Below are 24,794 nucleotides of genomic sequence, written 5' to 3' on the forward strand. Positions count from 1 at the left end.
CGCACGGCCTCCTGCTTGAACTCCTGCGTGTACTTCGCTCTCGTTTGCTTCTCGTTCAATTCATACTCCCGTCCCGGCATTCTCCGGGCTGGGGCTATGCACTCCAGAATTCGAGGGCAACCTCAGATCGCCACTTCGTTTTCGCGAGCGCTGAGAGCGCTCAGTCGCTTGGCTTCCTGAATCGGATCGGGAAGCAACTGGACAGGGATTGCACCGCCGCTCCACGTCATCGCCAAGGCATAAAGGTAGGCCGGACGTCGGTCACCGTTCTCGACGTTTCTTCGGATCTTGGCTCGCAGTTGCGAGGCGATCAGCTGCAGGCCATGCCCGTCATCCTGGATCTGTTTGACGATGAACGCTTCCAGGTGACCGTCGATTGCCCTGGATCGCTGTGTCGTTAGCCAGTCCAGGGACTTGAGCGCTGTGAAGACGATGTCGTGAATTCGAATCGATGCCTTACCTTCAGGCGCCGTGAGGCCATGGCGCTCGAACGCCCTCATACGAAGGGAACCGATGACGTGTTCAAAAAAGGCTCGATCTAAGTTACTTTGGTCCGCCCATTGAAAGAGGCTCAGCTCCTCCTCAAGCGCCGGCCTGAGCCTTCCTAGGATGCTGTCGGCAAGCCGCGCTCCGTGCAGTTGAAACTTGGCTACGTGCGCGCACTCATTCGCAAGCTCGTTCCAAGACGATCCTTCCCGTGCCGCGGCGTTCAGCATCGTCAGGGTAAGTGGGTGACCTCCGACTGTTCGCCAAATCGTGCGGAAGGCTTTGTCGGATAGCTGGCTCGCCACGTCGTGGGTGAGCAAGGTGCGGGCCTGATGCTCGTCCATCAGCGGCATGGCGAACGCTCCTGGGGATGAGTGCTGCCGCGTGATCACGACCCGCGAGTCGGGGCCGCACAAGTTCGCCAGCCCGCATGGGTCAAGCCGGGCGTTTGCGTCATCGAGGACCAACATCGTGCGCTCTCGCCGCAGCAAGGCACTCACGTTTCGTTCGGCACCTCCGCGCCGCAGAGGGACCGCAGAGAGGCGCTCAATGCCGTCGATATCTCTGCCGCTGACCCAGAAACGGTAGTGGAATCGACCTTCTGCGCGCGCCAGGCACGCGGCTGCGGCCTGAGATTTGCCGATGCCGCCGATGCCTGTGATCTCAACGCATTTCTTCGTCTCCAGCAGCCGGTCAAGTTCCATGTCGACCGCTGTGTTTGGCAAATAATTCTCGCTCAATGGTGCTGCGGTCAGAGATGCGGGGTGGTCGTCCCGAATGTCCGACAACACAGGCAGGTGGACCGACAGCTTGTCTATGGCGCCGTCCCGAAGCATGAGCGTATCGACGATGGCCTCAGCGATCGCCCGGCTGTCCATAAGATGCAGGCGCCTACCGGACATCCGCGCTTGCCCGAGCGCTTCGTTGACCATGCCTTCGATTTTCCCCGTTTCAGCACGTTGCGAGCTCAGAAGGTAGACATCTTGTGCTCTCGGCGCGAGATCAAGCGCGTGCTCCAGATCGCCCCAGGGCTTGGCCATCTGCCCCGAAAAATACCCCTTGACGATGGAGGCCTCCACGACCACGCGGCCGTCTTCCGAAACGGCATCAAGCGCACCGCCGACAGGGCTGCCAGTGACGGAAGATCCGCGCTGCACCAGCGTGATGTCGTGCAGCTGTTCTATCAGGACGACGGCGAACCTCTCGAATACCGAGCCTGGGGCGAGGACCGCCAGCGATTCCATCAGGCGCGTCACTAAAAGACTACGGGTGTGTTGGTGCACAAAAAGCCTAAACTGATGTCAGCGCCACGCGGCCGCACTCTTCGCAGGCGCAGTCACAGCGACTGCTCAATGATGCGACGTACTGCGGCAGCGACTTGATCGACGGGCTGGTCTGCATTCACGACGCGGCACCGTCGCGGGTCGTTGCGTGCAATCTCAAGCAACGCGCTTCGGATCGCTGAAAAATCCCGGGTTTTTTCCGCGGGGTCATCTTCTTGGTCGCCACGCAGCCTGCGGCGGCTTATAGCCACTTGCGGCGGCAGGTCAAGGATAAGCGTTAGATCTGGGAGTGTGGTTCCTACGACAATGTCGCAGGTGGCTTGAAAGAGTGGACGAAGATTCGTTTCAGACACAGACACCTGGAAAGCGGAGGTGGAGTCCAAGAATCGGTCGGACACGACCCAGGCTCCGGCGGCCAGAGCTGGCCGAATGACATTCTTGACGTGGTCGTAACGAGCAGCGCTGACCAAAAGGAGCTGCTCCGTTGGGTCCAGCGTGCGCTGAGGCCGCGTCAAGATCGCTCGCACCTCCGCACCTAGATGTCCTCCGTCTGGCTCCTTGGTCTGTAGTACGGACCGACCTGAATCACGCAGGTGCTTGACAATCCGCCGAACCTGCTCAGACTTTCCGCTTCCGTCGATGCCTTCAAAACTAATAAACGGCACTGCTTTCCTTCTAAAGCCGCAGTTCGCGGGTCGCTGCTCGAAATGAGGCGATCGAACACAGTGGCGTTCGTGTCCGCAGGCATGCTGTCGCCCAAGAAGCGCGATCATATGCTGGCTCGCCGGCAGCTCTACTTGAACTATGGCGCTCTCTCGCTTGCAACGATCCTGAATGATCAGGGATTCAAGACCTTGCTGGTGCACGGCGAGCATCGCGAGCCCAGCGAACTGCTCGATGCGCTTGTGCAAGACGGAACGTTGCCGTCCTCACTGCCGGTCATGCTGTCGATCCCGAGCTTCTACGCTCTCGGATGGGCGCAACGGTTTTGCAAGCTTGTCCGCCTCGCGGACCCCTGCGCAAAGATCATCGTTGGCGGGCGCTGGGTTGTCGGTCCGGATCCTGGCTGGCTTCGCAAAAAGCTTCCTGAAGCGGACTTGCTTATTCCAGGGCTGGCTGAGCCTGTCATAACGAGTTTGCTCACCGCCACGCCGATCGTGCGCCGGCTCTCCGCACCGACGCCGCAGTTCGTTCTGAACCATCGACTGGTCTCGGGGTTTGAGCGGTATCAGCCAAGCATTGAGGCGTCGCGAGGGTGTGGCATGGGGTGCAGTTTCTGCGAAGAACGAGACATCCCCCTCGAGAAGCTGCTGCCAGCCGAGCAGATCGCGGCCGCCTTGGCGATGATCGCGGGGCAGTACGGAACCAGCGATGTTCGCCCGTACCTGCAATCGTCGATGTTCGCGCCCAATCTGAACTGGAGCACTTGTCTGGTTAGCGCAGTGCGCTCACATGGCCTAGAAATCAAGTGGCGCACAGAGAGCCGTGTCGATGCGCTGACGCCAGAGACTATCGCCTGCCTGGCCGAAGCCGGCATGAAGGTCCTGGACCTAGGGCTCGAGACCGCCTCTCCCACTCAGATCCTGAGCATGCGCAAATCGGCACACCCTGATCGTTACCTGCATCGAGCTTCCAAGCTCCTTAAGGCTTGCGGACAAAACGGAGTGGCTGCCAAAGTCAATGTGTTGCTCTACGCGGGAGAGACGGCCAAGACACTCACCGAGACGCGCTCATTCCTCGATGAACACAACGAGCACATTGCCGGCGTTTCAGTCGGCCCTGTGGTGGCCTACGGCCCTCCCAAGACTGCCAATATCTTGTTGCATGAATGGTCGGGTAGTGGCTGCGTCGCTGTGGACTCCCGCAGCACCGATGAGACGGGCATCACCCATGTTCACTTGAGCCGGGAAATGGATGCAGAATCGGCCGAGCTTGCCAGCCTGGACATGTCGCGGCGCTACATGAACGCAAACGCGTACTACCGCCTTAAGAGCTTTTCCTACTACCCTCGTGACTACACGCGCCATGACTTCGACCGCGACGTCGACGCAAGCGACAAGTCGAGACTGCCCTTCCGCCAATAGCTGAATGAGATCGCAAACACTCTGGTTTTTCAGCCCAAGCGGTGGCATTCTTCTTCCGAGCGAGGATGTGCGGGCGGGCGGTCTTCGTTGAAGTTGGGCGACTTGTACCGAGCGAAGTCGCTCGCGGCGCACGACGGCCGATGTCCGGTGTCAGCGACCTCAGACATTCGCGCGGCAAATCTGACCGTCCGCACTCAGTCTGAAGCAGCCGTCCGTCACGCGAGGTTGATGGACGACCCTCGGCCAACATCGGACCGTGAGTGCCCTGTCTCGAGTGTCTGCTTCAACGTTTGCAGTCTTTTTTTCTGGGACGTCTGCCGACAGGCAGTTTTAGGTGGTTGCTGCACTGCGGCAGAGCATTCTTCTCTGCGGACTTTAACGACAATTCATCAACGGGTTGCTTCGAAAAGTCGCGTAGTCAGGCCAGAGCAGCGACGACTGTCATCTCCACCCGCAGGCTGGCGGTGGCAAGCGCCGCCTGAACGGTCGTGCGCGCAGGTGCGGCGGCATTTTTCCCCTCGAGCCATGCCTCCCATACCGCGTTCATTCCTGCGAAATCTGAAATCTCGCGCAGGTAGATGGTGACGGTGAGCAAGCGTCTCGCATCGGTGCCTGCCTCCGCAAGCAAGTCGTCGATGCGAGACAGCACTTCCGCAGTCTGTTCCTCAATGCCGGACTCGGCGGCAGCGCTGCCCTTGGCGGTCTGGCCACAGAGATAGGCGAGTCCGCAATACGTCACGATCTTGCTGATACGGGAGTTGGTGTGACGGCGTTGGATGTCCATGTTCATTTCTTGGTCGATGCTTGTTGAGAGGCGGCAGCGGGTGCAGCCATCGCGGCAAGCGAGCCCAGGCGCACCGGCTTGAGCGGCGCACGCACGCGATAGGCGCCGACGTCGCCGGGTGCTCGGTCGAGCGCCTTTGCAAGCACTTGCGTCACCGTAATGCCGCACATGCGTCCCTGGCACGGGCCCATGCCGCAACGGCTGAAAAATTTGGTCTGGTTCGGGCCTTCACAGCCCAGCTTGGCCATTTCGCGGATGCGGCCGGCCGTGACTTCCTCACAGCGGCAGACCAGCGTTTCATCCGGGCAATCGACCAGCCACTCGGGCGGGCGGTACAGCGCATCCAGAAACGGTCGGATGACGGTTTGCGCGGCAAGTTGTCTGCGCCACGGAAGGGCTCGGCGGTCGACTTGTGCGGCATCGAGCTTGCCCATCGCAAGAACTGCACCCAGGGCCGCGATGGCGCCTCGCGCTTCGGCGGCAAGCGCGCCACCGATGCTGCTGCCGTCACCGGCGAGGCGAAGCCCGGCAAGCGATGTACTTCCCCAGGCGTCTATGACCGGCTGCCAGGTCAGTTGGGCGTCGCTCCACACGTGGTCCACCCGAAGCAGCCGGCTGATCTGGGTGTTGGGCACCACGCCGTGGTGCAGCAAGACCACATCGGCTTTTAGTCGGTGGCTCTTGCCCTGGCTGGTGAAGCTGACCGTCTCGACACGCAACTGGTCGGACGAGGCCTCGAAGCGGACCGTCTCGGCATGCTTGAAATGCGGCACGCCCGCGCGCCGCAGTTGCCACAGCATGCGAAGGCCCTTGGCCAGCATGCCCGGCGCACGCAGTGCGGACGCGGCATGTGGCATGGCCCGCGCGCGATTGGATGCGGGGGAGGTATCGACAATGCCCGCGACCCGCGCACCCGCCTTCAGAAGCTGACAGGCCACCAGTAGCAGCAAGGGCCCGTTGCCGACCAGCACAACCGCACCGGACGGCACCTGCCCGGCGGTCTTCAGCGCGATCTGCGCGGCGCCCGCGTTCATCACGCCGGGCAGGGTCCACCCCGGGATGGGGGAGGGCCGTTCGATCGCGCCGTTGGCCACCAGCAGCTGCGGCGCGCGCAGGGCGAACGATCGGCCGGCCTTCTGCGCCGTCACCGTCAGGTCGCGGTCGATGTCCCAGACCAAGGTGTCGTAGTGCACCTCGACACCCGAGGCGACAAAGCGCCGCACCAGGTCGCCGCCGTGGCGGTAGTCCGGGCCCAGCAGAGCCGCGACGGTGGGCGGTGCCACCGATACGTTACGGTAGATCTGGCCACCGGCGCGCGGCTGCTCGTCGAGCACGACGGTGCGCAGGCCGGCATCCATGGCGGTGATGGCAGCGGACATGCCCGCCGGGCCGGCACCGATGATGACCAGGTCGTGGGTAAAACCGTTGCCCTCAACGGAGACTGCCGCCGCTTCGCGGGTGCTCAAGCTGTTCATGCCGTCTCCTCGTTTTCAATGCGGCGGGCACCCGTCGGCAGGCGCACCTGCATGCCGTTCTTCACCTCGACGAGGCACGACTGCACGTTCTGCGAGCCGTCCACTTCGACGAGACAGTCGAAGCAGACGCCCATCAGGCAGAGCGGCGCCCGCGGTGCACCGGAAACCGATGTACGACGAAACGGCACCACGCCTGCGCCCAGCAAGGCGGTGGCCAGGGTCTGGCCTCCCCGGGCTTGGATCGCACGACCCTCGACGTGGATCACGATGCTTTTGCGCTGCTCCGCAGCGGGTAGGTCAATGGGCTTGAACATCGAAGCGCTCCGCTTTGAATCCCTGGATTTCCGTCGGCTCCGCGCCGCCACGCATCCAGTCGACCAGGGGGCCTGCGTGGACGGGCGCCAGCGTGATGCCGCTGTGGCAGGTCACCACGAACGCGCCGGGACATTGGGTGGACTGTTGATAGATGGGGTAGCCGTCCGGGCTCATCACCCGCAGGGCGCCCCAGGTGCGGACCACATTGGCGTCAGCCAGCATCGGGAAGGTGCGGGTGGCCCGGGCCGCAATGCGCGCCAGTTCGCCGTGGGTGGTGCCGTCGTCCATGCCGACTTCTTCCTTGGAGTCGCCGATCTGCACCACGCCCTCGCCGGTCTGGCGCACGTAATGCGTCGGGTGGAAAAGAAAGGGCTGCATGCGCTCGGTCACTAGGATCTGGCCGCGCACCGGGCGCACCGGCGCGTCAAGACCCACCTGTGGCGCCAACTCCTTGTTGGCCAAGCCGGCGGCCAGCACCACCCGGCCCGCGATGTAGGTCTGGTCACCCGCCTGCACCTTGAACTGGCCGGCCTCATGCTCGATCTTCTCCACATGCACGCCGCTGATCAACCGGCCGCCGCGAGCGTAGAAGCCCTGCACCAGGGCGCGCAGCGTGCGCAGCGGGCTGACGTGGCCGTCCAGTGGGCAGTACACGGCGCCGACCACATCGGGGCCGATCGCCGGGGTCAGCTTGCGCAGTTGGTCGTGGTCCAGCACCTGGTACGGATAGTCCATGCCCAGCTCCTGCCCGAGGGCGTCGAGCTTGCGGGCATGGGCGACCAGCGTTTGCTGGTCGAAGCTCATTGCGAGGCCACCAGGCTGCTGCAGTTCGACGTCCACGCCGGTGAGCGATAGCAGGTCGTCGGCAAGCGCCTGCCAATCCTTCGCAGACCGCATCGTCCAGCGCGCGTAGCCGGGTCGGCCCAAGCCCTTGTTCTGCACCCACACCAAGCCGAAGTTGCCTCGCGAGGCCCGGAAGGAGCTATCGCTCCCGTCCAGCACGCAGACCGAGTCGCCGGCCCGGGCCATGCCGAAACCGATCGACATGCCGACGACACCCCCGCCCAGGATGAGGGTGTCGAATTCATTTCTACTGCTCATGCATGTCTCCGCATAGTTCGATGAGTCCCGTCACTCCGGCTTGATGCCGCGATCCTTGATGACCTTGGCAAACTTTGCAGCCTCGGCTTGCACGAACTTGCCGACTTCGGCGGGCGTCTTGCCGGTGTCCGGCTCGATGCCCAGCGCGATCAGCTTGTCGCGGAATTCCGGCGTTGCGACGATCTGGCGGATCGTGGCGTTGAGCTTGTTCACGATCTCGGGCGGCGTGCCTGCTGGCGCCTGGATGGTTTCCCAGGCCACCAGTTCGTAGCCCGGCAGGCCAGACTCGGCGATGGTCGGGATGTTGGGCACCGCCGACACGCGCTTGGCGCTGCTCACGGCGATGGCCCTGAGCTTGCCTTGCTTCACCAAGGCATTGGATGCGGCCACGGTCGGCATCATCATCGTGACCTGGTTGCCCATCACATCGACCAGCGCCGGGCCGGTGCCCTTGTACGGCACGTGAATCATTTCCGCGCCGGCCATCGACAGCAGAAGTTCGGATGCGATGTGGCCCGCGCTGCCAGCGCCGTAGCTGGCGTACGGCAGTTTGCCGGGCTGGGCCTTCGCAAGCCCGATCAGCTCTGGCAACGATTTCGCCGATACCTCGTTCGGAGTCACCAGCATCAGCGGAATGATGCCCAGCAAGGCGACTGGCGCGAAATCGGTGTCGATGTTGTAGCTGAGCTTCTGCAGCGCCGGGTTGATGGCGAACGAAGACGAGACCGACAGCAGCGTGTAGCCGTCGGCCGGCTGGCTGCGCAAGTACTGGGTGGCGATGACGGTATTTGCGCCCGCCTTGTTATCCACCACGACTGGCTGACCCAGCTTGGCGCTCAGAGCGGTGCCTAGCATGCGCGCCGTGGCGTCCGAAGAGCCACCTGGTGGGAAACCCACGATGAGCCGGATCGGCCGGTTGGGATAGGTCTGGGCTGCCGTCTGCGCCTGGAGGGAGGGGGCGACCGCCAACAAACCGTACACGGCGGCGGCTGCCACACGGCGGGTCAAAAGCAAGGCCAAAGACCTTTTCGACAAATTTCTTGTGCTCACGTCATCGATTCCTGATAAGGGTTGGGGGGCGGCCTTTTGGCTTTGCTTTCCTGCAGGGATGGCGGATTGTTGGACAGATCGACATCAATAACAATTCAAAGTAGATAGGCTCCTTATGTTTGAATGTTATGTATGAAGCCGAGCCTGAACCTCCGACAAGTCGAATCCTTTTATTCCGTCATGCGCACCGGCACGGTGGTGGCGGCCGCGAGGCTGATGAACGTGAGTCAGCCGGCGGTCAGCCGCTCGATCGGCCTGCTGGAACTGCGGATCGGCTACAAGCTTTTCGAACGGCGTGGACGGCGGTTGGTGGCGACGCCGGAAGGCGACGCGCTCTATCGCGAGATCGAGCCCATCTATGGCAGCTTGGACCGCATCGCCCAGGTGGCCCTGGACATCGGCGAGACACGGGCCGGGGCATTGCGCATCGCCTGTCTGCCGTCTCTGTCCCAATCGCTGCTACCACTGGCACTGGGCCGCTTCCTGGCGACACGACCGCACGTGTCGGTCTATGTGCAGAGCCTGCCGTCGCGGCAGGTGGCCGACCAAGTGGCCACGCGGCAATTCGACGTGGGCCTCATTGAGCTGCCCTTGTCGCGCCCCGCCATTTCTGTGGAGCCGCTGGAGCCCTCGACCTCTGTCGCGGTGATGCCTTCCACGCACCGCCTGGCTGGCAAGCGCCAACTGTCGGTGAAGGACCTGGACGGCGAGCGCATGGTGCTGCTGTCGCAGCATAGCTTCCTGCGCTACCAGATCGACGACCTTTTCTCGCGCTCCGGCGTCAACCCGAAGGTGGTGCTTGAGACACCACATTCGGTGATCGCTTGCGGCATGGTGGCAGCCGGCCTGGGCATCACCTTGGTGTCGCGTTGGGCCGCGTCGTCGTTTGTCGGGCCGACCGTGGTGGTGCGCCCTATCAAGGAAGAAATGACATCGCGGTCCGCACTGATCTTTCCTTTTCCTGGTAACAGGCTCGCTCTGGCCGAGGCCTTCGCCAAGGATTTAAAGGACGAGATTCGAAGAACCGAATGAGCGGCGAGGTGATGCAGATCAGCCGGTAGCGAAATCAGCCCGCGCCTGCTCCTCGCAGATGACTGCATGGGGCCCGAAGGCACGTTCGCTTGGTCCCTTGCCACGGTCGGCTTTGCAGCGAGGCTGTGTAATAACGCACGGAGAACTTGCCCCGCTGCAGCGCTACTTGAGACCCACAGTGGTTTACTCGAATTGGCCGAGTCTGCGATTCGTCTGAGTGGTCTTTGAGATGCCCTCGGGCGACCGATTCCCGCTTACAAAGACCCTTTCGGGCTCCTATGCGCCCGAGAGGCGCATTGCCTTCATTGTGTTTTCGAAGCCCAGAATGCGGAGCACGCGTTTGAAGTTGTACGCCAGCACGCTCAGGCTCATTTCGGTGGACACGTTCTCGATGCCTCGGGTCAGGAAGTGCGTCCAGCCCATCCAGTGCTTGAGGGTGCCGAAGACATGCTCGACGGTGCTTTTGCGCACCGTCATGGCGTGAGGCATCCGGTCCAACCGTTGCTGAACCCTGTCCATGACCTCCTCGTGTTCCCATCGCCTGATGCGCCGGTACTGGCTCGTTGTGCATTGCGCTTTCATGGCGCAGGCGGGGCAGGCGCTGGACCAGTAGATGCTGATCTGCAATCCAGCTTCTTCTCGGCTGAAGCGGCGGATCGCTCGCTGGCCCGCTGGACATTGGTACTCATCGTCGCGAGCGACATAGATGAAGTCGGTTTTATCGAACCGGCCTTCGAATCTGGCATTGGATGTCATGGGCTTGGGAACAAGCGCGGCAACGCCGGCATCCTCGCAAGTCTTGAGTCCAGGGCCGCTGTAGTAGCCACGGTCGGCGATGGCCTTCAAGCGGCGTTTGCCCATCGCATCGCGTGCCGCCAGGGCCATCGGGCTGAGTTGCGCTCGGTCACTGCCATTGTTCGTGACCTCGTGGGCAACGATGAGATGGTTCTTGGTGTCTACCGCAGCTTGCACGTTGTAGCCCACCATGGCCGTGCCCTTGGCGCTGTAGGTGGTCATGGCGCGCGCATCAGGATCTGTCTGGGAGATTTGACGATCCGGCATGGTCTCCAACTTAGCCTTGATCACCTGCAGACCTTGAAGGCGTTGGCGCATCTTCTGGATCTTGCCTTGCAGCCGATCGGTCTTGGCCTGCATCTCCACAGGCTGCGTCCGGTCTGCCGTCTCCAAGGCATCGAGGTAACGCTGGATGCTCTCCTCCAGTTCGCGTTCTCGGCGCTCGATCTTGCCGGGCGTGAAGTTGCGCTCCCGGTTATTGACGGCCTTGAACTTGCTGCCGTCGATGGCCACGACGGAATCAGTGAACAGCTTCAATTCGCGGCACAGCATCACGAAGCGACGGCAGACATTGCGGATGCCCTTGCCGTTGTCGCGCCGGAAGTCCGCAATCGTCTTGAAGTCGGGAGCAAGTCGGCCGGTCAGCCACATCAGTTCCACGTTGCGCTGGCACTCACGCTCCAGCCGGCGACTGGACTGGATGCGGTTGAGGTAGCCGTAGAGGTAAAGCTTCAGGAGCACTGCGGGATGGTACGAGGGCCTGCCGGTTGCAGCCGGCATTGCACCTTGGAACCCCAGGACCACCAGGTCCAACTCGTTGATGAAGGCATCAACGATTCGAGCCGTGTTGTCCTGTGCAATGAAGTCATCCAGGCACTCCGGCAGCAACGTGACCTGATGCCGGTCCTGACCCTCGATGTATCTGGGCATATTGATCTCTGTGTTCAATATGTCGCCAGACTTTACTGGCGCACGCGGCAGGCCGCGAGAGGGTTTTCACACAGCCTCCAGCGAATGCTGACGGAGATGTCGCCATCCTGAATTCACCGTTATGTCCATACAGTGGTCATCCAGGCACCAGTAGCACTTCAGAGAAATGAGGGATTTTCAACCTTGATGCGGCGCCCCATCAGGATCCTCTTTAAGCCAACGCATCGGTACGAGCTTGATGCCTTCACGCCACTCTTTCAAGCCAACAACCCCCGCACTGTCACCCCACACATCGCGCGACGCATGATCCAGCACGATAACCTGCAGCTTGCCCTCGGCTTTCATCACAACCTTGCCCAGGACTTCAAAAACCTTCCGGACTGCGTCGATATCCTCGTCGCGCAGGCGCAGCTCCTGTTCCCCCTCATCCGGACGTCGCACCAGGTTTTTTGGGAAGTAAACCTGGCTGGGCTGATCCAGCACAAGGAAGCTTGGCACCGGGCTCTGATTCTGGGAAAGGTAGAACTGATGCAGCGCGAGCAGCATGGCAAGATGATAGGAAAGCCAGTTAGAGCCGCTGCCAATTTCCGAAAGGTAATCTTCACGATCGGCGCCGCGGACTTTGATTGTCAAGTCGCTGATTTCCAGCGAGATCGGGTCGTCAGGGTTCTCGACGTCTAGGGACGGCAGGAGTCGACCGGCATAGCTGTTTACGGCATTCAGGGCGCGGCGCTTGCGCGTGTCTACATCCTGTGCTTTCAGCTCAACCTCCAACGCTTGCACGATGTCGCGCAGCTTTGCCACCTCATCCACCAAGCCGCTGTCGCTGCCTAGTCGCCTATGCAGATCCAACGCTGCTTCCAAATTCCCGACAAAGCGCTCGCCTTTTTTCGCTGCGAACTGGCGCTCACTGGCTTCCTTTGATCGGCCGGACAATGACCGCTTGCGAAGCTGAACTGAGCGAAGGCGTTCTGTTGTCACGCCAACCTCGGTCGTCACACGCTGCAATTCCCGATCAAAGGCCGCTGGTACCTCCTTGTCAACGCCTGCTTCAGCCTCAACTTCTTCAAGCCGGGCGGACAGCACTTTGAGCTTTTTGCGGGCCGACGCCGTGTGGCTACCACACATGGGGCAGTCAGCCTGGTCGTCGGTATGGCCGATCAACCAACTGGACAGCTGTAGGCGGCCTCGCTGCAAGCCTATGGCAGCGCCGTACTGGTCGCCACCCACGAGCATTCGGTTCATCTCTTCCAGCCGGTGCCGCAGAGTGGTCAGCTCGCGCGAGACCTCCCGCTCCTCCGCCTCCAGGCCGTTGAGTTCGCTCAGAGCTTCGGAAATCGTCGCGGTGCTGACAGTGATCGTCAGATCCGTGCGGGCGACAACTTCCTCTAGTAACTCGATCATCTGGCCCCGCGTCAACTGCTGCTCCGGCTTAGGCGTCAGGCCCAACTCCTGCGCTTCGCTGAACTTGGCAGTGAGATCGGCAAGCCAGCGCGCCGACACCTCTTGGGCTTCCTTGAGTTCGCGCTCCTTGCGCCTCAATTCCGACCTCGTGCGCTGCAGCTCGAACTGCTTGGCCATCAACCCTGGTGTCACGGCCCCCAACACGTAAGGAAAGATCTTGCGCAGCTTCTCGCGGTGCTCGTAGGTGTTGGTCTTGAAGAACAACACATCAGGGTTGGCAATTATGTTCTGCGGCTGAAAAGTAAAGGCAGCCAGATCCCGAAAACTCGGCCTTCCGTCGAATCCGTTCGATTCCTCGCCGCCCGAAAAGTCCAACTTTGAGAGACCTGCCAGATCGTCAAGCAGACGCTTCACCGCATCGGCATTAGTGTTCTTTACGATGCGCTGCGGCACGTCGACGATGGTGTTTGCTTCCATCAGAAACATGTCGTCGGTGCTTCGCTGTGCTCCGGGTTCCCGACGTGCCAGCAGTTTGTCGCCTTGGGCGGTCGCAACGATCACACCAAACCACTCACAGTGCTTGCGAATGGTGTTGACAGGGATGGAGCACGTGCTGGAGCCCAGACAATAATCAATGATGGGGATGACCGCTGACTTGCCGGTGCGCGAGGCCCCGCTGATCACATTGACCTTGCCTAAGGCAAACTGTAGCCGGCGCGGTTTGAAGGCCGGATTGCGGGGCCAAAGCAGAATCGCACGTAGCTGGAAAAACATCAGAGCCTCACCTTCAGCGTTGTCGCAATCTCGTGCAGGGTCAGTGACCCACACCACGCGCCGAGCTTTTCCGCGTCGTTCATCAGCTGCTTTACTTCATCGGGGAGCCCGCGCGCCTTGGTCTTGGACAAGGGTATGACCTCGCCGGTATCGGGCAGATGGATCAAGTGCCCCGCGGCCGCCAGTTCGATGGATTGCAGCGTCAGGGTTCGCCAGCGCAGCGCTCGATCATGGATTTGCAGCAGCAGGTCTTGCTTGGAGACGCTGGTCTCGCCGAACTTGGCCGCGAAGGCTCGAAGTCCCGAACTCGGCCGGGTACGGCGCAGCAGTTCGGCGGTAGCTTGGTGCAACACGATTGGCAACACTACAAACAATGTGGGCAGAGCGGGTGCGTCGTTCGTCGGGTGCGTCGTCCCATAGGCACAGCAAAAGCGCCAAAGGATGGCCGCGCCAAGTGCGGGGTTCTGTACGTTCTGCGCTTCTCTGGCCAGCATCGTCATGCCGCCTTCTTAGGTCTGAGTTGAACTGCGAACTCAGGATGCCAGCCAATCAATAGGTCATCAGCCAAGCGGTGCAGGCAGCCCGGGATGAAGTGGTCAGGTGTTTCCTTCTGCTGCACAGCCATGGTTAGGTCCATGCAATCGGCGTATAGCGCTAAGCCCTGCGCATCAAGACATTTGTCACCATGAGCAACGTTGCAGGCAAGCCGCTTGTTCTTCCACCTGCGCTTCAGGTTAACGTCAAGTTCGTCGAACGACGCAGGGTCCACATCTCCGCTGACGGCCCAAGCCGTGCGGTCCGCTGCTGCCATGAGGTAGTCACTCACTGCCTCGAGCTTGTCCTCAAACGGCAAACCGATCATTTCAAGCTGTTGAACGAACACTCTGGGAAGATAGACTTCGGTTTCTTGATTGCTGGGCCGCTTTGCATGACTCTGCAGCACCGTGTCTCGGTCGACCTTCTGGACGTAAGCGGTGTACCAAGTGTGGAACTCTTCACTCGTGACGATGGCCGGCTTGCCCACCTCCAAGAGTGCGTCAATGCGATTCTTGACGACGCCACTCATGTGGTCAGCGATGTCACGAATGCGGCTAGGAGAGATCGGGTGTGTTTCGAGAATGGCTATGACGTCGGCCTGTGGGCTCCCCGAAGCGCACGTCAGTGTGAAGTTTTTGATCACCTGCGTCACCAGCTTTGGGTCAGCCTCGAAGACCTTGCTAACGTAGTGCGTGATCTCAGTCGCAACAGCACTACGCAGGGGGTAATTTGGCGCTTCGCCCCACAGCGTGGTGCGTGCCATCAAGATGGCGGCCTGGGCGGCGTCCAACGTTTTTGCAGCAGAAAAGGCATCGACCAATGTCCCCGACACGGGGCGCGACACATACATTTCGAACACCGTACGGTCCGGAACGCAGCCGCCGTCCTCTGCCAACGTGATCCAGTTCGACAAAGTCTTCCAAAGCGATTGGGCTCGATCCGCGACAGGATTGGCCGTGCGAGCGCTCTTGCTCTGTCCGAGCTTGACACTCTCGGGATTTTCTTGCGCGACGTCGTCCAAATACTCCATGCTGCAGGCGCTATCTAGAGGAGCCTGGAACAGTAGCTGCACGAGACGCGTGTACTGAAGCCCGATGCCCAGCGCCTGACCAGGAACTTCGGTCTTACGCCGCGGCCGAGAGTTTCCTCCCCCCGTCGTTTTCGACATTGCCCCCCCTTGATTTGATGCCTACACAATCTTACATGCGCTGCAATAAGAGCCTTCAAAGATCTTGAGCGGCAGAGGACGGCACAGCGCGAGAGCGGCCGGAATGTTAATCGTCCTGTGGCGAAGCAGGCTTAGCCGAGCCATCAGCCATCAGCAGCAGAATTTCGCGCAGCTTGTCTAGCAGTTCGTCGAACGTGACGACCACCCCGTCTCTCGACGGTGAGCGTCCAGTGGCCCCATCTTGAAGACAGACCGGCGGTATAGGAGCCTCGTGTCCACTAACTCTTGGTGGACACGTGAACACTATCTCAGATCAACAAGTCAGCCCGTGCCGGCGGCGTCGCCTGCACAGTGACGAATTCAAAGCCGATGCCGTAGCCAGCTGCATGCAGCCTGGCATGTCGATGGCTGCCGTCGCAATGGCCCACGGCGTCAATGCCAACCTGCTGCGCCGCTGGGTCCGCGAGGCCGAGCTGATGCCACCGGGCATGGCCCTCGGTAAGCCCACTGCCTGCGGCATTGAGGCGCCAGAGGCCAAACCGTTGTTCGTCCCTGTGAGCCTGCCGCCACTGGCGGCGGCAGCGCCGGTCGCTGATATCCGCATCGAGCTGCAGCGCGGTGCCACAGCGATCACCGTCACCTGGCCGGTAAGCGCCGCCAGCGAGTGCGCCGCGTGGATGCGTGAGCTGCTGCGATGATCCGCATTGACGCGATGTGGTTGGCTGTAGAGCCTATCGACATGCGTGCCGGTGCCGACCGGCTACTGGCGCGCGTGGTGCAGGTATTCGGTGCTGCTCAGGCCCACCACGGCTACCTCTTCGCCAATTCCCGCGGCACTCGCATCAAACTGCTCGTGCACGACGGCTTCGGCGTGTGGTGTGCAGCGCGGCGCCTGAACGCCGGTCACTTCATCTGGGCCCCAGCTACTTTGGGCGGTCCTGCCTCGCTGGAACTCGGGCGTGCTCAGTTCGACGCCCTGGTACTCGGCTTGCCCTGGCAGCGTCTGCCAGAGCTGCAGCGCATCTGCCGGGCATGACAGCCGCACGCTGACAACGGCAGTTGTGCTGATGGTGCTGCCAGACAGTTCCTGGCACGATGCCGTTGCGGCGCTCGCCCGGCAGATGCTTGAACACATCGAGCAGCAGGCTGGCCAGTTGCAGCAGAAGGATCGAGAGATTGAACGCAAGGACCGCGAGATCGCGCTGCGCGAGGCAAAGCTGGAGAAGGTGCAGTTCGAGCTGGCGCGCCTGAAGCGCTGGAAGTTCGGCGCCAAGACCGAGGCCATGAGCGCCGACCAGCGGCGCCTGTTCGAGGAAACCTTGACCGAGGACGAGGCAGGCCTGCAGGCTCAACTCGATGCACTGCGCGCGCAGGTCACGCAAGCCGGCCAGGGCATACCCCCGAATCCCCCGCCGCGCCGGCCGCGACGACAAGCGCTACCCGAGCACTTGCGTCGTGTCGAACACCAGCACGAGCCCACAGACACCAGCTGCCGGAGCGAGGGCTGCGGCCGCGCCATGATCCGCATCGGCGAAGACGTCAGCGAGCGGCTGGACATCATCCCGGCCGAGTTCTTCGTGCACCGCCACATCTATGGCAAGTGGGCGTGCCGCTTCTGCCAAGTGTTGAAGCAGCAGCCCACCGTTCCTGAGATCATCGACTCGGGCCTGCCCGCCAGCGGGTTGCTGGCCCATACGCTCATCAGCCGCTTCGCCGACCACTTGCCGTACTACCGGCAGGAGGAGATCAATGCGAGGGCCGGCGTACATACGCCACGCTCCACGCTCGCCAGTTGGGCTGGCCAGGCTGGAGCGGCCCTGCAGCCGCTGTACGAAGCGCAAAAGCGCTTCGTGCTCGCCAGCCGGGTTCTGCACGCCGACGAGACGCCGGTAGCGCTCTTGGACCCGGGCGCTGGCAAGACCCGCACAGCCTATGTGTGGGCTTATGCCCGCAGCCACCACGATCCGACACCGGGCGTGGTCTACGAGTTCGCCCGCGGGCGTGAGGCGCAATATCCGAGGGACTTCCTGGCTGGGGATGAGCGCGCCGGGCTGCCCGCTTGAAAAGGCACGCTGCTGACTGACCGCTACGGCGCCTACGACCCGGTGCTCGATGAACAAGTGCACCCAGGTCGCAAGGCCGCAGCATGCGTGGCGCACGCCCGGCGAAAGCTCGACGAGCTTGCCAAGGCCGGCACCAGCGCGGTTGGCGAGGATGCGATACAGCGCTTTGCAGGCATCTATGCGGTCGAACGTGAACTCGCTGGCTTGAGCGATGAGGGTCAGCGCAGCGGGCGGCAGGCACTGGCCCGACCGCTTTGGGACCAGCTCGGCGCCTGGCTGCAACTTGAGCGCCGGCGCGTAGCCGATGGCGGCTCGACGGCAGCAGCCATCGATTACACGCTCAAGCACTGGACGGCACTCACCCATCACCTCGAAGACGGCGCGGTGCCCATCGACAACAACCACCTGGAGCGTCAGATCAAGCCATGGGCGATGGGGCGCAAGGCCTGGATGTTCGTGGGCAGTGAACTTGCCGGGCAACGCGCGGCCGTGGTGATGAGCTTGGTGCAGTCGGCCCGCATGTGTGGCCACGAGCCTTGGGCCTACCTGCGCGATGTTCTGCTGCGGCTGCCTACACAGCTCAACAGCCGCATCGAGGACTTACTGCCGCATCGTTGGCTGCCCGCCTAAAACCGCAGCTTGCCTGCCGCAAGGTGCGGCCGACTAGACGCTCATACTGGGGACTTGAGAGCAAGGCGGTGCAGCATCATCCATCGAAGACCGCCTATCCAGGCAAGGGCGCCAGCAACGCACCATCTATCTCAGCGCCGCTGAGGCCATGGCTTGCCATACGCGCGCGGTGGTCGGCCGAGCCCAGATAGCGCTGCAGCTGGCCGTTCACCGCCTCGCGCAAGGTGCTGTTGTTGGGCGCGAAGGAGAACGCGCCTCGGGGCGCAGGCGCGCCCTGTGCGGCGGGGTGGGCGACGGCCTGGGTGCCGGGGTGGGCCTGGGCCGCGGCATGGTTGCCTACGGCGGTGGCGGCAAAGGCGTCGATCTTGCCGGTCTGCAGGGCGGCAATGGCGTCGGGCTGGTCCTTGAACACGGTGAACTGGCCATCGCCCACGCCTGCCGCCTTGGCCGAGGCGATCTGCACTTGGCCGGCGATGACGCCTAGGCGCGCGTCGGCGCACGCCGCCAGGGCCGAGTAGCTGGTCAGCGCCTTTGGGTTGCCCGCCTGCACTAGGAAGCCGTCGCCAAGTGCCCACACAGGGCGGCTGAAAGCGACCTGTAGAGCGCGCTCGGGGGTGATGAAGATGGGCACGTTCATCTCCCAGCGCCCTTGCTGCACGCCGGGGAGGAGCGCATCGAAGGGCACGCGCAGGTACTCGATGTCCGTGGCACCGCAAGAGCGCAGCACGGTCTCTGCCAGGTCGATGTCAGCCCCGGTGACGGTGCCGTGCGGGGCCGTCCAGTAGAACGGGGGCTCGTCGACGTAGGCGATTCGAATCTTCATAGGGTCACATGGAGAAGGGAAAGAACTGGACCTGCGCGCTCATCAGTACGAGATGACCAATGCATCTTTCGATCCAGCTCATATTCGACTGTCAAGTCAAACAGCCGCCGCGTCAAGATGGAGTCACTGGACGCTTACCCTGTACAAGCTGGCAAACCTGTCGGTGCGCAAGCGCCGCAAGGCCAAGCGTATCAGCGGCGAGCTCCAGTCGCTGGCAGCCAGCCGGCGCATCAATGAAACCTGGAGCACAGACTTCGTGATGGACACACTGATCAACGGCCGGCGTATCAAGTGCCATTCAATGTTCGAGCTAGGCTGGCCGCTTACCCGCCTACAAGTTCGCCGCCTGGTGCGTACGAGAGATCCGTTCGATGGAACAGTTCGACAGAAATTGACAGGATGTCCAGCGCACCGACATTCTCGAATGTAGCCCTGCCTATCGCGTTGCGCCTTCACTGGATGCCGTTGTCGGGATTGGGTGCAGGAGAGAGCAACATGCGGAGAGCCTCACTGGGAAAGCCCTTCTCATCCTCGGTTAGGAGATTGAGGATCTCGCCAATGCGCAACCTCCTGCCTGCATCTTGCAACTCTAGTAGATGCTGTGCTAGCCGGCTGGTGCGCTGCACGAGAACGCGGTAGCGACCGAGGAATTGATACGGCTTGCCGGTTGGGGAGTTGAAATTGCGAAAGTAAACCGTTCCAGTCCAGCGGCTTTGAATATCTGCAATAACATCCGTCGGCTGTTCCATGAAGCGCATGAGTTCTAGGCTCATCGACTGGATGCAGAGATTTCCAAACGGGGGGGCGTTGATGTATTTGACCGAGCTGTCAGGGTCCGCATCGAAAAGCATTGACCCAAGGCGGTTTGTTTCTATGAAGTAAGCTGGCTGCGCTACCTCTCCGCGTGCAAGCCATGCTTGCACCGCGAAAAATGCAACTCGTGCGGTATCCGGACCTTCTGTATCGAAGGATAGGTATTGCCCACCCTTAACAGGGACGTCTGCCCTAGTCTGCAGAGTGAAGACCGTTCCGTGCAGTTGCATCAAAGCAGTCAAGTCAACGTGGAGCGGCTCAACTTCGCTTGGCGACTTGCCAGGTTCTATGGGGTACAGCCGCAGGCATAGGAGGTCCGGATAGCGCGCTACCGCCTCAGATAGCTCACTTGCGGTGAAAGAGTCGAAGACGTTGCCGCCATGCATCTGTGCCTGCTCGCGCAATGAAGCGATTGTTGCTGCGTCATTTGAATTGGTTTCCATCAGAAATTGACGATAACCCGTATGGAAGAGATCGACTATGTTTTTGATGAACCTGCGCGAGGCCGCATTGGGTAAGAGCTGTTGCCTGTCCAAGGAAAACTCAAAACCTCTTGGCGAGTGGTGGTTTGCACGGAGGTTTCCTACTCGTAGGAGATCGATGCAAAGCGAGCCCAGCTGAATTGGGACCGAGAAGCCGCAAATGCTGGTCTTCGGGCTGCGAATGCTCCCCATCACCGTTAGCAACGAGGCGCCTGGGTTAGCGAGAAACGAGGCCTTGCCGTCAATCATCCTGTACGCCAAGCCAAGAGACACCTCCGTTTCATCGAGTTCTCCGCGCCATCTAAATATCTTCACGCCGAGGTCATCCAGAATGCGACTACGGCCGCCCAAGATGTCGGAGTCCGAAACGTCTGGGACCTCAGATGGCAACACGATGTCCTCGCCATCAACTGTGATGGTTATCGGGACCGGAGAGCAATGCAGCGCCCCCTTTGCTTGGGAGAAGACGTCATCTAGCGCCGCCAGGTCGTTGAGGGTCAGCGATATGCGTGTGCCTGCAGGCCTAGTGATCGGCTCGAAGACGGTGTAGTCCTTCAGTTCCTCAAGGGACACGTCGAAGGCCACGCCGCGCGCTCGGCTGGCACCCTCTGGTCGGCCCCAATAGGACTCGAATCCTGCTGTCTCAATCCGAGCCCTGCTCGCGACCGTGAAGACGGACCAGAACCCAATACCGAAGCGGGCGATCGGGGCGTAGGCCTCGTCTGCGTAGCCTGTTTCCTTTGATCGGCTGCTCCCGACGGTGAGAAGGTTATTGAGGATCGTGCGCTCGGACATTCCGCAACCGTTGTCTGTCACCGTCACGGTCCGGTGCTCGCGGTCGAACTCGACCGCCACTTGAGGGCGGTACCGGTCTGCGGCGCTCGAGCGATGCGCGCGGTAGCGACATGCTTCAACCGCGTTCTGAACCAGTTCGCGAATTGCGATGCCAGTGTTTAACCTCCAGACCGCATTTGAGGCGATGAGATCGATGACGCTTCTCTTGTTCAAACGCACGCCGAGCCGCTCAAACCGACCGCTTGGATAGGCGAGGTTTCGTAACATCGGCTCCGGGCGGATCATCAGCCGCTGGTTCCTAGATCGGCGGTCAATGTCACAGTAGCCTTGCACCCACCCTTCTATGTCGTCGAGGGTCTGATGGGCCAGCGCAAGTACCTCTGGCTCTGAAAAGGTCCCTGATGCAATGACTTGCCCGTCAGGATTGACCGCAAGGCTGTCTCCCAGGCAAGCATGTTTCATGTTTTCGAGATAGGACTGCCTCGCTGCTGGGCTTAAGTCCCTCCCAATACGGTCAATTACCCCCTCCATGACACGCGTGTCGCTGTACTCAAGGGCATCGCCGATGCATACGATGGCAGCAAGCTGTCGGACGTCGAGCACCCGCTCCTGAGCCGCGTATGGCTCCCTAGCTTCTTCGAGCTCGGGGATGGGCATGTTGTGAGCTCTCATCATCATGTCCAGCGCGCCAGTCAGGTTCGTTGGGACCCTTAGCGCGTCAGCGTTCTCTCGGATGTATTCACCGCCCCGCTTGGAGTGCTCTTGCCGCAGGTGACGTTGAAGTCGCTCGTCCGTTTCCCATCCCGAGGCTTGTGTCAGGCCCAGTGACTCAAGTAAACGTACTGTCTCGCCGGGGAAGATGGTCATGCCTAGATCGTGGGCGTATGCAGCGCCGATAAGCAGAAAGATCTCTGCCGGCGCGAGCGCTTCGGGCGCTCCAGCTTCTAGGCATGCAGGTTTGATGACCTGTTCAATCCGGCGCACGACACGGAACCCATGATGGGCATCGTGCCTCGTGTAGTAGGGGAAGTGCTGCTGTGTCGTCGCAAGGATTGGCGCGATCGCGGCTACGAATGTCGTGATGCGTTTCGCATACTCTGCGTCGATGGCAGATAGGGCTTTGTAAAGCTGCGTATCGTGCAGTTCGTCGATCGGATCTCTTGGTTGCAACGGTTTCTCCTGATTGCGGTGGTTCGCCCAGTCCTTTTTCAGTGGCAGCCATCAGCCTCATCGTCTAGAAATTGCAGGTAGCTGTATTGGGCGGTCAAACTCTAACTGCCTATACAGCCGATGCGGTCGGGCAAAAAGGTTCATGTGGCAAGTTCCCTTTTGCGAACCTGTCGTCGATTTATGGCGGCGGCACCTGCAGCTTCTGCAGAGCTAAGAATCTCATAAATAAACGCGGTTACTAAATGAGCTTGGTCCGTGCCTAAAGAGGCGCGCCTACATCTGAATGCTGCATCAACTTTGATCAACACTTGCGCCAGTAAAGCTCTTGCCGGACTTTATATAGATCTGCCTCAGCGCGGGATCTTGTCTCTCGATTGGCTGCAGCAACGCGCCCCTCTAACTCAGGCAGCTGAAGGTCCAAAGACCTGCACTGCAACTTATCTCCGGATGACAGCCTGGACCTTCGGCGTTCCACATCCATTTTTTCGTGCGACATGCCAGTCAGAGGGCGGAAGCCATCGTCGAGCAGCTTGCGGTGCTCCTCACGCTGAACCTCGGCGCCTTTTCGAGTGACGCCAGTCATTTTGTTCACACCTTGGGTTGGGGTGGCATCGATGACCTTTGCTCCCACGCAAGGCTCATGCGAATACCCTACCTTCCCATTTTGCTCACAGCGATAAACCGCCTGCTGCCCCTGTGCGGCCAGGGGCAACAGGGCGAGCCATAGAAGTCTTTGCACTTTTGTTCCCTCCCCCGGCCATTGTGCAGAAGATCTTCACGATGCTTGCAAGGTTGGTCGGGTTGCAAGCCCAGTCACTTCAAACGGTAGTGCCCACGCGTGCCTTCCTTCAAACGGCCTATTTGCTTCAGCCGACTGATCGCGACAGCGATTGAGCCTTTCGGAATGCCCGCCCCTTCTGCGATCGAGGCTTGCGTCATCTGCGACCAGGCGCTGCGAGTCAGTTCCCGCTCGAGGTACGTTAAGACCTTCTCGTCGTTGGAACTGAGCGATTGGGCCTTGGGCACTCCAGATGACTGGGTCTTGGTTTTGGAACTGGCCCGGACGCCTTTGACTGGAGTTGGCTTGACGACTGCATCCTCTGCCTGGGCCTGCTGACCAGGCGAAATCTGAGGTGATCTCCGCAGCGGCAAAGCCTGAAGCAATTGCAAGTCATTCTGAGCCAAAGAGGCGGCAGTTTGATAAGCCGTGCGAAGTTGTTCTTCGATGGCTTGGAGTTCGTGGGACAGGCGGGCCACGGTTCGAAGTTGGGCATAGGCGCGGTCAGCCTCAGCACTGAATGGCAGGCTTGCTACGGTATCTACCACGCTCTGGGCACCGGACTGAACCTCCTGAGCCATGGCTTGCTGGGCTGCATAGAGTGATTCACCGGCCTGTTGCAAAAGTGAAAGCGTGGAACGGCTAAGCATGAAGGGCCTCTCAAAAAGCAAAGCACTCACCAGGAGCACACCCTTGGATGGTGCCATAGGGCTTACGTAGAACTGACGCCCGCGCGTCCACTTCTGCGACCACGTCCAAGCGATATGTTGCAGAATGTTCTTCCTAAGCACACAGAGGCAGGGAGGGGGAAATGATCACATCACGTCGCCATCGCGCAACCAGTCTGTTCAGACTTTGCTCGGAGAAAAGCACTTCGGGGCAGGCCTTAAGACAGATGCTGGCAGTGCTGTCAGCGTGCCTTCTTTCCAGTGCGGCCCTCGCATTCCAGATCGCCCCGATGGGCTCCGAGTTCGAGGCGCGGTTGACCAACGAATCCGAAGCATCACTGGCGCGAACCGCGGATAGCCTGGGCATCATGATCAAAGGCCGGGTTCACGAAGAGATCACTCAGATTGGGATGGGCTGTCCAGTCGATCCATCCAGCTTGGCTTCCGATAAGACCTGTGGTTTGCGAGATCGCCCCTTTGCCTCGGCGTATGTCATCTACGGCGTTCGATGGAACGACCTGCCGCCCTTTCGGCTGTCGCCGGAGGAAGGGAATTGCACTTACCTCGGGAAGTCATGCAATGTGGCGCAGACCATCCGATTCTCTACACAGCCATTGTGTTGGTACTGCCTTTTCAAGGATGCGGAGAAGAAGGCGCAAAGCCGCGCCATTGTGGGATGCAGCAAGGAGAAAGGCGCGCTGCAGGGGAACGTGATGACGCGTTCGCATTTTGGGGATCTGCAATTTCTGCATGCGATGGCAAGCCAGGAAGGCGTGCACCCTGGAGCGACCCGCGCCAAGGTACTCGATTGGCTGGAATTCGCCTGGAAGGTTTCGTCGCGAGAGATTAAGTCCGACACCTTCCTGCGAGACGTTCAGATCCCGACCGTACAAGAACACTTTGGATGCACAGAATGGCGCGTTGTCGACCTCTACATCCTGGGTCAACAAGACAAGCTGGGGCGGTATTTGCACCAGGTGGCCTTTGGTTCGGTGCTCCACACTGTGCAGGATTCGTTTGCTGGAGCCCATGTCTCTCGTGAAGCGCTACTGCCTGGTGGCATGTGCGCAGATACGGCCTATGAGGCCCCGCGCCGGATCGTGGAGTTTCACACCTACGGAGCGCAAGATGGGGCGCTGCACGACGAGCAAGACAGTCGCGAGGCGATGACCAAAGTCAGCGCGGCCGATCGCTGGCCAGATGCCATCGAGGCAACGCGCAATCTGGTGCAGTTCTACGAAGAGCGCGCGGGTTGGACCGATGTCCAGCCCTACATGCAGTGCCTGTTCGAGCTGGCCGATGATCGAAGAGATTCGTCGCCAGGAGCGCCGTACAAGCGATCACCCTGAACTGC

At 60.9% G+C, this 24,794-nt stretch carries 20 protein-coding genes and 1 pseudogene; 7 read left to right on the forward strand and 14 right to left on the reverse strand.

Annotation, left to right across the window (positions count from 1 at the left end):
* Positions 1-122: 122 nt before the first annotated feature.
* Both AVTE2539_RS21250 and tmk read right to left on the reverse strand, forming a co-directional pair.
* Positions 123-1,730, reverse strand: coding sequence for a hypothetical protein (locus AVTE2539_RS21250; protein WP_284413679.1), 1,608 nt, complete (start codon positions 1,728-1,730; stop codon positions 123-125).
* Between the two features lie 92 nt (positions 1,731-1,822).
* Entirely contained in the window at positions 1,823-2,434 is a 612-nt protein-coding gene (gene tmk / locus AVTE2539_RS21255; RefSeq protein ID WP_284413682.1) for a dTMP kinase, read from the reverse strand.
* Here tmk and AVTE2539_RS21260 point away from each other — a divergent pair.
* Entirely contained in the window at positions 2,363-3,853 is a 1,491-nt protein-coding gene (locus tag AVTE2539_RS21260) for a B12-binding domain-containing radical SAM protein (protein ID WP_284413684.1), read from the forward strand. The two genes, tmk and AVTE2539_RS21260, sit on opposite strands and share 72 nt — an antisense overlap.
* 418 nt (positions 3,854-4,271) lie before the next feature.
* Here the strand turns inward: AVTE2539_RS21260 and AVTE2539_RS21265 are convergent, their stop codons facing one another.
* The 5 genes from AVTE2539_RS21265 to AVTE2539_RS21285 are packed head-to-tail and all read right to left on the reverse strand — an operon-like array spanning position 4,272 to position 8,542.
* The gene (locus AVTE2539_RS21265) at positions 4,272-4,643 is read right to left on the reverse strand and encodes a RidA family protein (RefSeq protein ID WP_284413686.1); all 372 of its coding nucleotides are present in this window, start codon (positions 4,641-4,643) and stop codon (positions 4,272-4,274) included.
* Positions 4,640-6,112, reverse strand: a complete 1,473-nt coding sequence (locus AVTE2539_RS21270; protein ID WP_284413688.1) for an NAD(P)/FAD-dependent oxidoreductase — start codon at positions 6,110-6,112, stop codon at positions 4,640-4,642. Before AVTE2539_RS21270 ends, AVTE2539_RS21265 begins: the two co-directional genes overlap by 4 nt.
* The gene (locus tag AVTE2539_RS21275) at positions 6,109-6,426 is read right to left on the reverse strand and encodes a (2Fe-2S)-binding protein (RefSeq protein ID WP_284413690.1); all 318 of its coding nucleotides are present in this window, start codon (positions 6,424-6,426) and stop codon (positions 6,109-6,111) included. The genes AVTE2539_RS21270 and AVTE2539_RS21275 overlap by 4 nt, the downstream gene beginning before the upstream one ends.
* On the reverse strand, positions 6,410-7,528 hold the full coding sequence (locus tag AVTE2539_RS21280) for an NAD(P)/FAD-dependent oxidoreductase (protein WP_284413692.1): 1,119 nt from the start codon (positions 7,526-7,528) through the stop codon (positions 6,410-6,412). The genes AVTE2539_RS21275 and AVTE2539_RS21280 overlap by 17 nt, the downstream gene beginning before the upstream one ends.
* 30 nt (positions 7,529-7,558) lie before the next feature.
* On the reverse strand, positions 7,559-8,542 hold the full coding sequence (locus AVTE2539_RS21285; protein WP_284413694.1) for a tripartite tricarboxylate transporter substrate binding protein: 984 nt from the start codon (positions 8,540-8,542) through the stop codon (positions 7,559-7,561).
* Positions 8,543-8,710: 168 nt separating this feature from the next.
* Between AVTE2539_RS21285 and AVTE2539_RS21290 the strand changes: the two genes are divergently transcribed.
* The gene (locus AVTE2539_RS21290; RefSeq protein ID WP_284413695.1) at positions 8,711-9,610 is read left to right on the forward strand and encodes a LysR substrate-binding domain-containing protein; all 900 of its coding nucleotides are present in this window, start codon (positions 8,711-8,713) and stop codon (positions 9,608-9,610) included.
* Positions 9,611-9,886: 276 nt separating this feature from the next.
* Here AVTE2539_RS21290 and AVTE2539_RS21295 read toward each other — a convergent pair whose 3' ends face one another.
* From AVTE2539_RS21295 to AVTE2539_RS21310, 4 genes are all read right to left on the reverse strand, one after another.
* Entirely contained in the window at positions 9,887-11,335 is a 1,449-nt protein-coding gene (locus tag AVTE2539_RS21295; RefSeq protein WP_284413698.1) for an IS1182 family transposase, read from the reverse strand.
* A 177-nt stretch (positions 11,336-11,512) separates the two neighbouring features.
* Positions 11,513-13,513: a DUF3732 domain-containing protein gene (locus AVTE2539_RS21300; protein ID WP_284413700.1), complete on the reverse strand. Its 2,001-nt coding sequence runs from the start codon at positions 13,511-13,513 to the stop codon at positions 11,513-11,515.
* Complete coding sequence (locus AVTE2539_RS21305; protein WP_284413702.1) at positions 13,513-14,013, reverse strand: three component ABC system middle component; 501 nt, start codon at positions 14,011-14,013, stop codon at positions 13,513-13,515. Before AVTE2539_RS21305 ends, AVTE2539_RS21300 begins: the two co-directional genes overlap by 1 nt.
* The gene (locus AVTE2539_RS21310) at positions 14,010-15,218 is read right to left on the reverse strand and encodes an ABC-three component system protein (protein WP_284413704.1); all 1,209 of its coding nucleotides are present in this window, start codon (positions 15,216-15,218) and stop codon (positions 14,010-14,012) included. The genes AVTE2539_RS21305 and AVTE2539_RS21310 overlap by 4 nt, the downstream gene beginning before the upstream one ends.
* A 296-nt stretch (positions 15,219-15,514) precedes the next feature.
* Between AVTE2539_RS21310 and tnpA the strand changes: the two genes are divergently transcribed.
* From tnpA to tnpC, 3 genes and pseudogenes are all read left to right on the forward strand, one after another.
* Positions 15,515-15,916 carry an IS66-like element accessory protein TnpA gene (gene tnpA, locus AVTE2539_RS21315; RefSeq protein ID WP_284413706.1) on the forward strand — a complete coding sequence of 134 codons (402 nt, stop codon included), beginning with the start codon at positions 15,515-15,517 and terminating at the stop codon, positions 15,914-15,916.
* Positions 15,913-16,254 carry an IS66 family insertion sequence element accessory protein TnpB gene (gene tnpB / locus AVTE2539_RS21320; protein WP_284413708.1) on the forward strand — a complete coding sequence of 114 codons (342 nt, stop codon included), beginning with the start codon at positions 15,913-15,915 and terminating at the stop codon, positions 16,252-16,254. Before tnpA ends, tnpB begins: the two co-directional genes overlap by 4 nt.
* 85 nt (positions 16,255-16,339) lie before the next feature.
* Positions 16,340-17,911, forward strand: a pseudogene (gene tnpC / locus AVTE2539_RS21325) (IS66 family transposase).
* 94 nt (positions 17,912-18,005) lie between these two features.
* Here the strand turns inward: tnpC and AVTE2539_RS21330 are convergent.
* Positions 18,006-18,734, reverse strand: coding sequence for a transporter substrate-binding domain-containing protein (locus AVTE2539_RS21330; RefSeq protein WP_284413711.1), 729 nt, complete (start codon positions 18,732-18,734; stop codon positions 18,006-18,008).
* A gap of 52 nt (positions 18,735-18,786) precedes the next feature.
* On the opposite strand from AVTE2539_RS21330, the gene AVTE2539_RS21335 reads away from it, so the two are divergent.
* Positions 18,787-19,164, forward strand: a complete 378-nt coding sequence (locus AVTE2539_RS21335) for a hypothetical protein (RefSeq protein ID WP_284413713.1) — start codon at positions 18,787-18,789, stop codon at positions 19,162-19,164.
* 22 nt (positions 19,165-19,186) lie between these two features.
* On the opposite strand, the gene AVTE2539_RS21340 is transcribed toward AVTE2539_RS21335, so the two are convergent.
* Both AVTE2539_RS21340 and AVTE2539_RS21345 read right to left on the reverse strand, forming a co-directional pair.
* The gene (locus AVTE2539_RS21340) at positions 19,187-21,994 is read right to left on the reverse strand and encodes an HD domain-containing protein (RefSeq protein WP_284413715.1); all 2,808 of its coding nucleotides are present in this window, start codon (positions 21,992-21,994) and stop codon (positions 19,187-19,189) included.
* 813 nt (positions 21,995-22,807) lie between these two features.
* Positions 22,808-23,479 carry a hypothetical protein gene (locus tag AVTE2539_RS21345; RefSeq protein ID WP_284413717.1) on the reverse strand — a complete coding sequence of 224 codons (672 nt, stop codon included), beginning with the start codon at positions 23,477-23,479 and terminating at the stop codon, positions 22,808-22,810.
* Between the two features lie 104 nt (positions 23,480-23,583).
* Between AVTE2539_RS21345 and AVTE2539_RS21350 the strand changes: the two genes are divergently transcribed.
* A complete protein-coding gene (locus AVTE2539_RS21350; protein ID WP_284413719.1) occupies positions 23,584-24,789 on the forward strand; it encodes a hypothetical protein in 1,206 nt (401 codons plus the stop codon).
* The last annotated feature ends 5 nt before the right edge of the window (positions 24,790-24,794 follow it).

It is taken from the genome of Acidovorax sp. SUPP2539 (assembly GCF_030158975.1).
In the GTDB taxonomy this organism is placed as follows: domain Bacteria; phylum Pseudomonadota; class Gammaproteobacteria; order Burkholderiales; family Burkholderiaceae_C; genus Paracidovorax.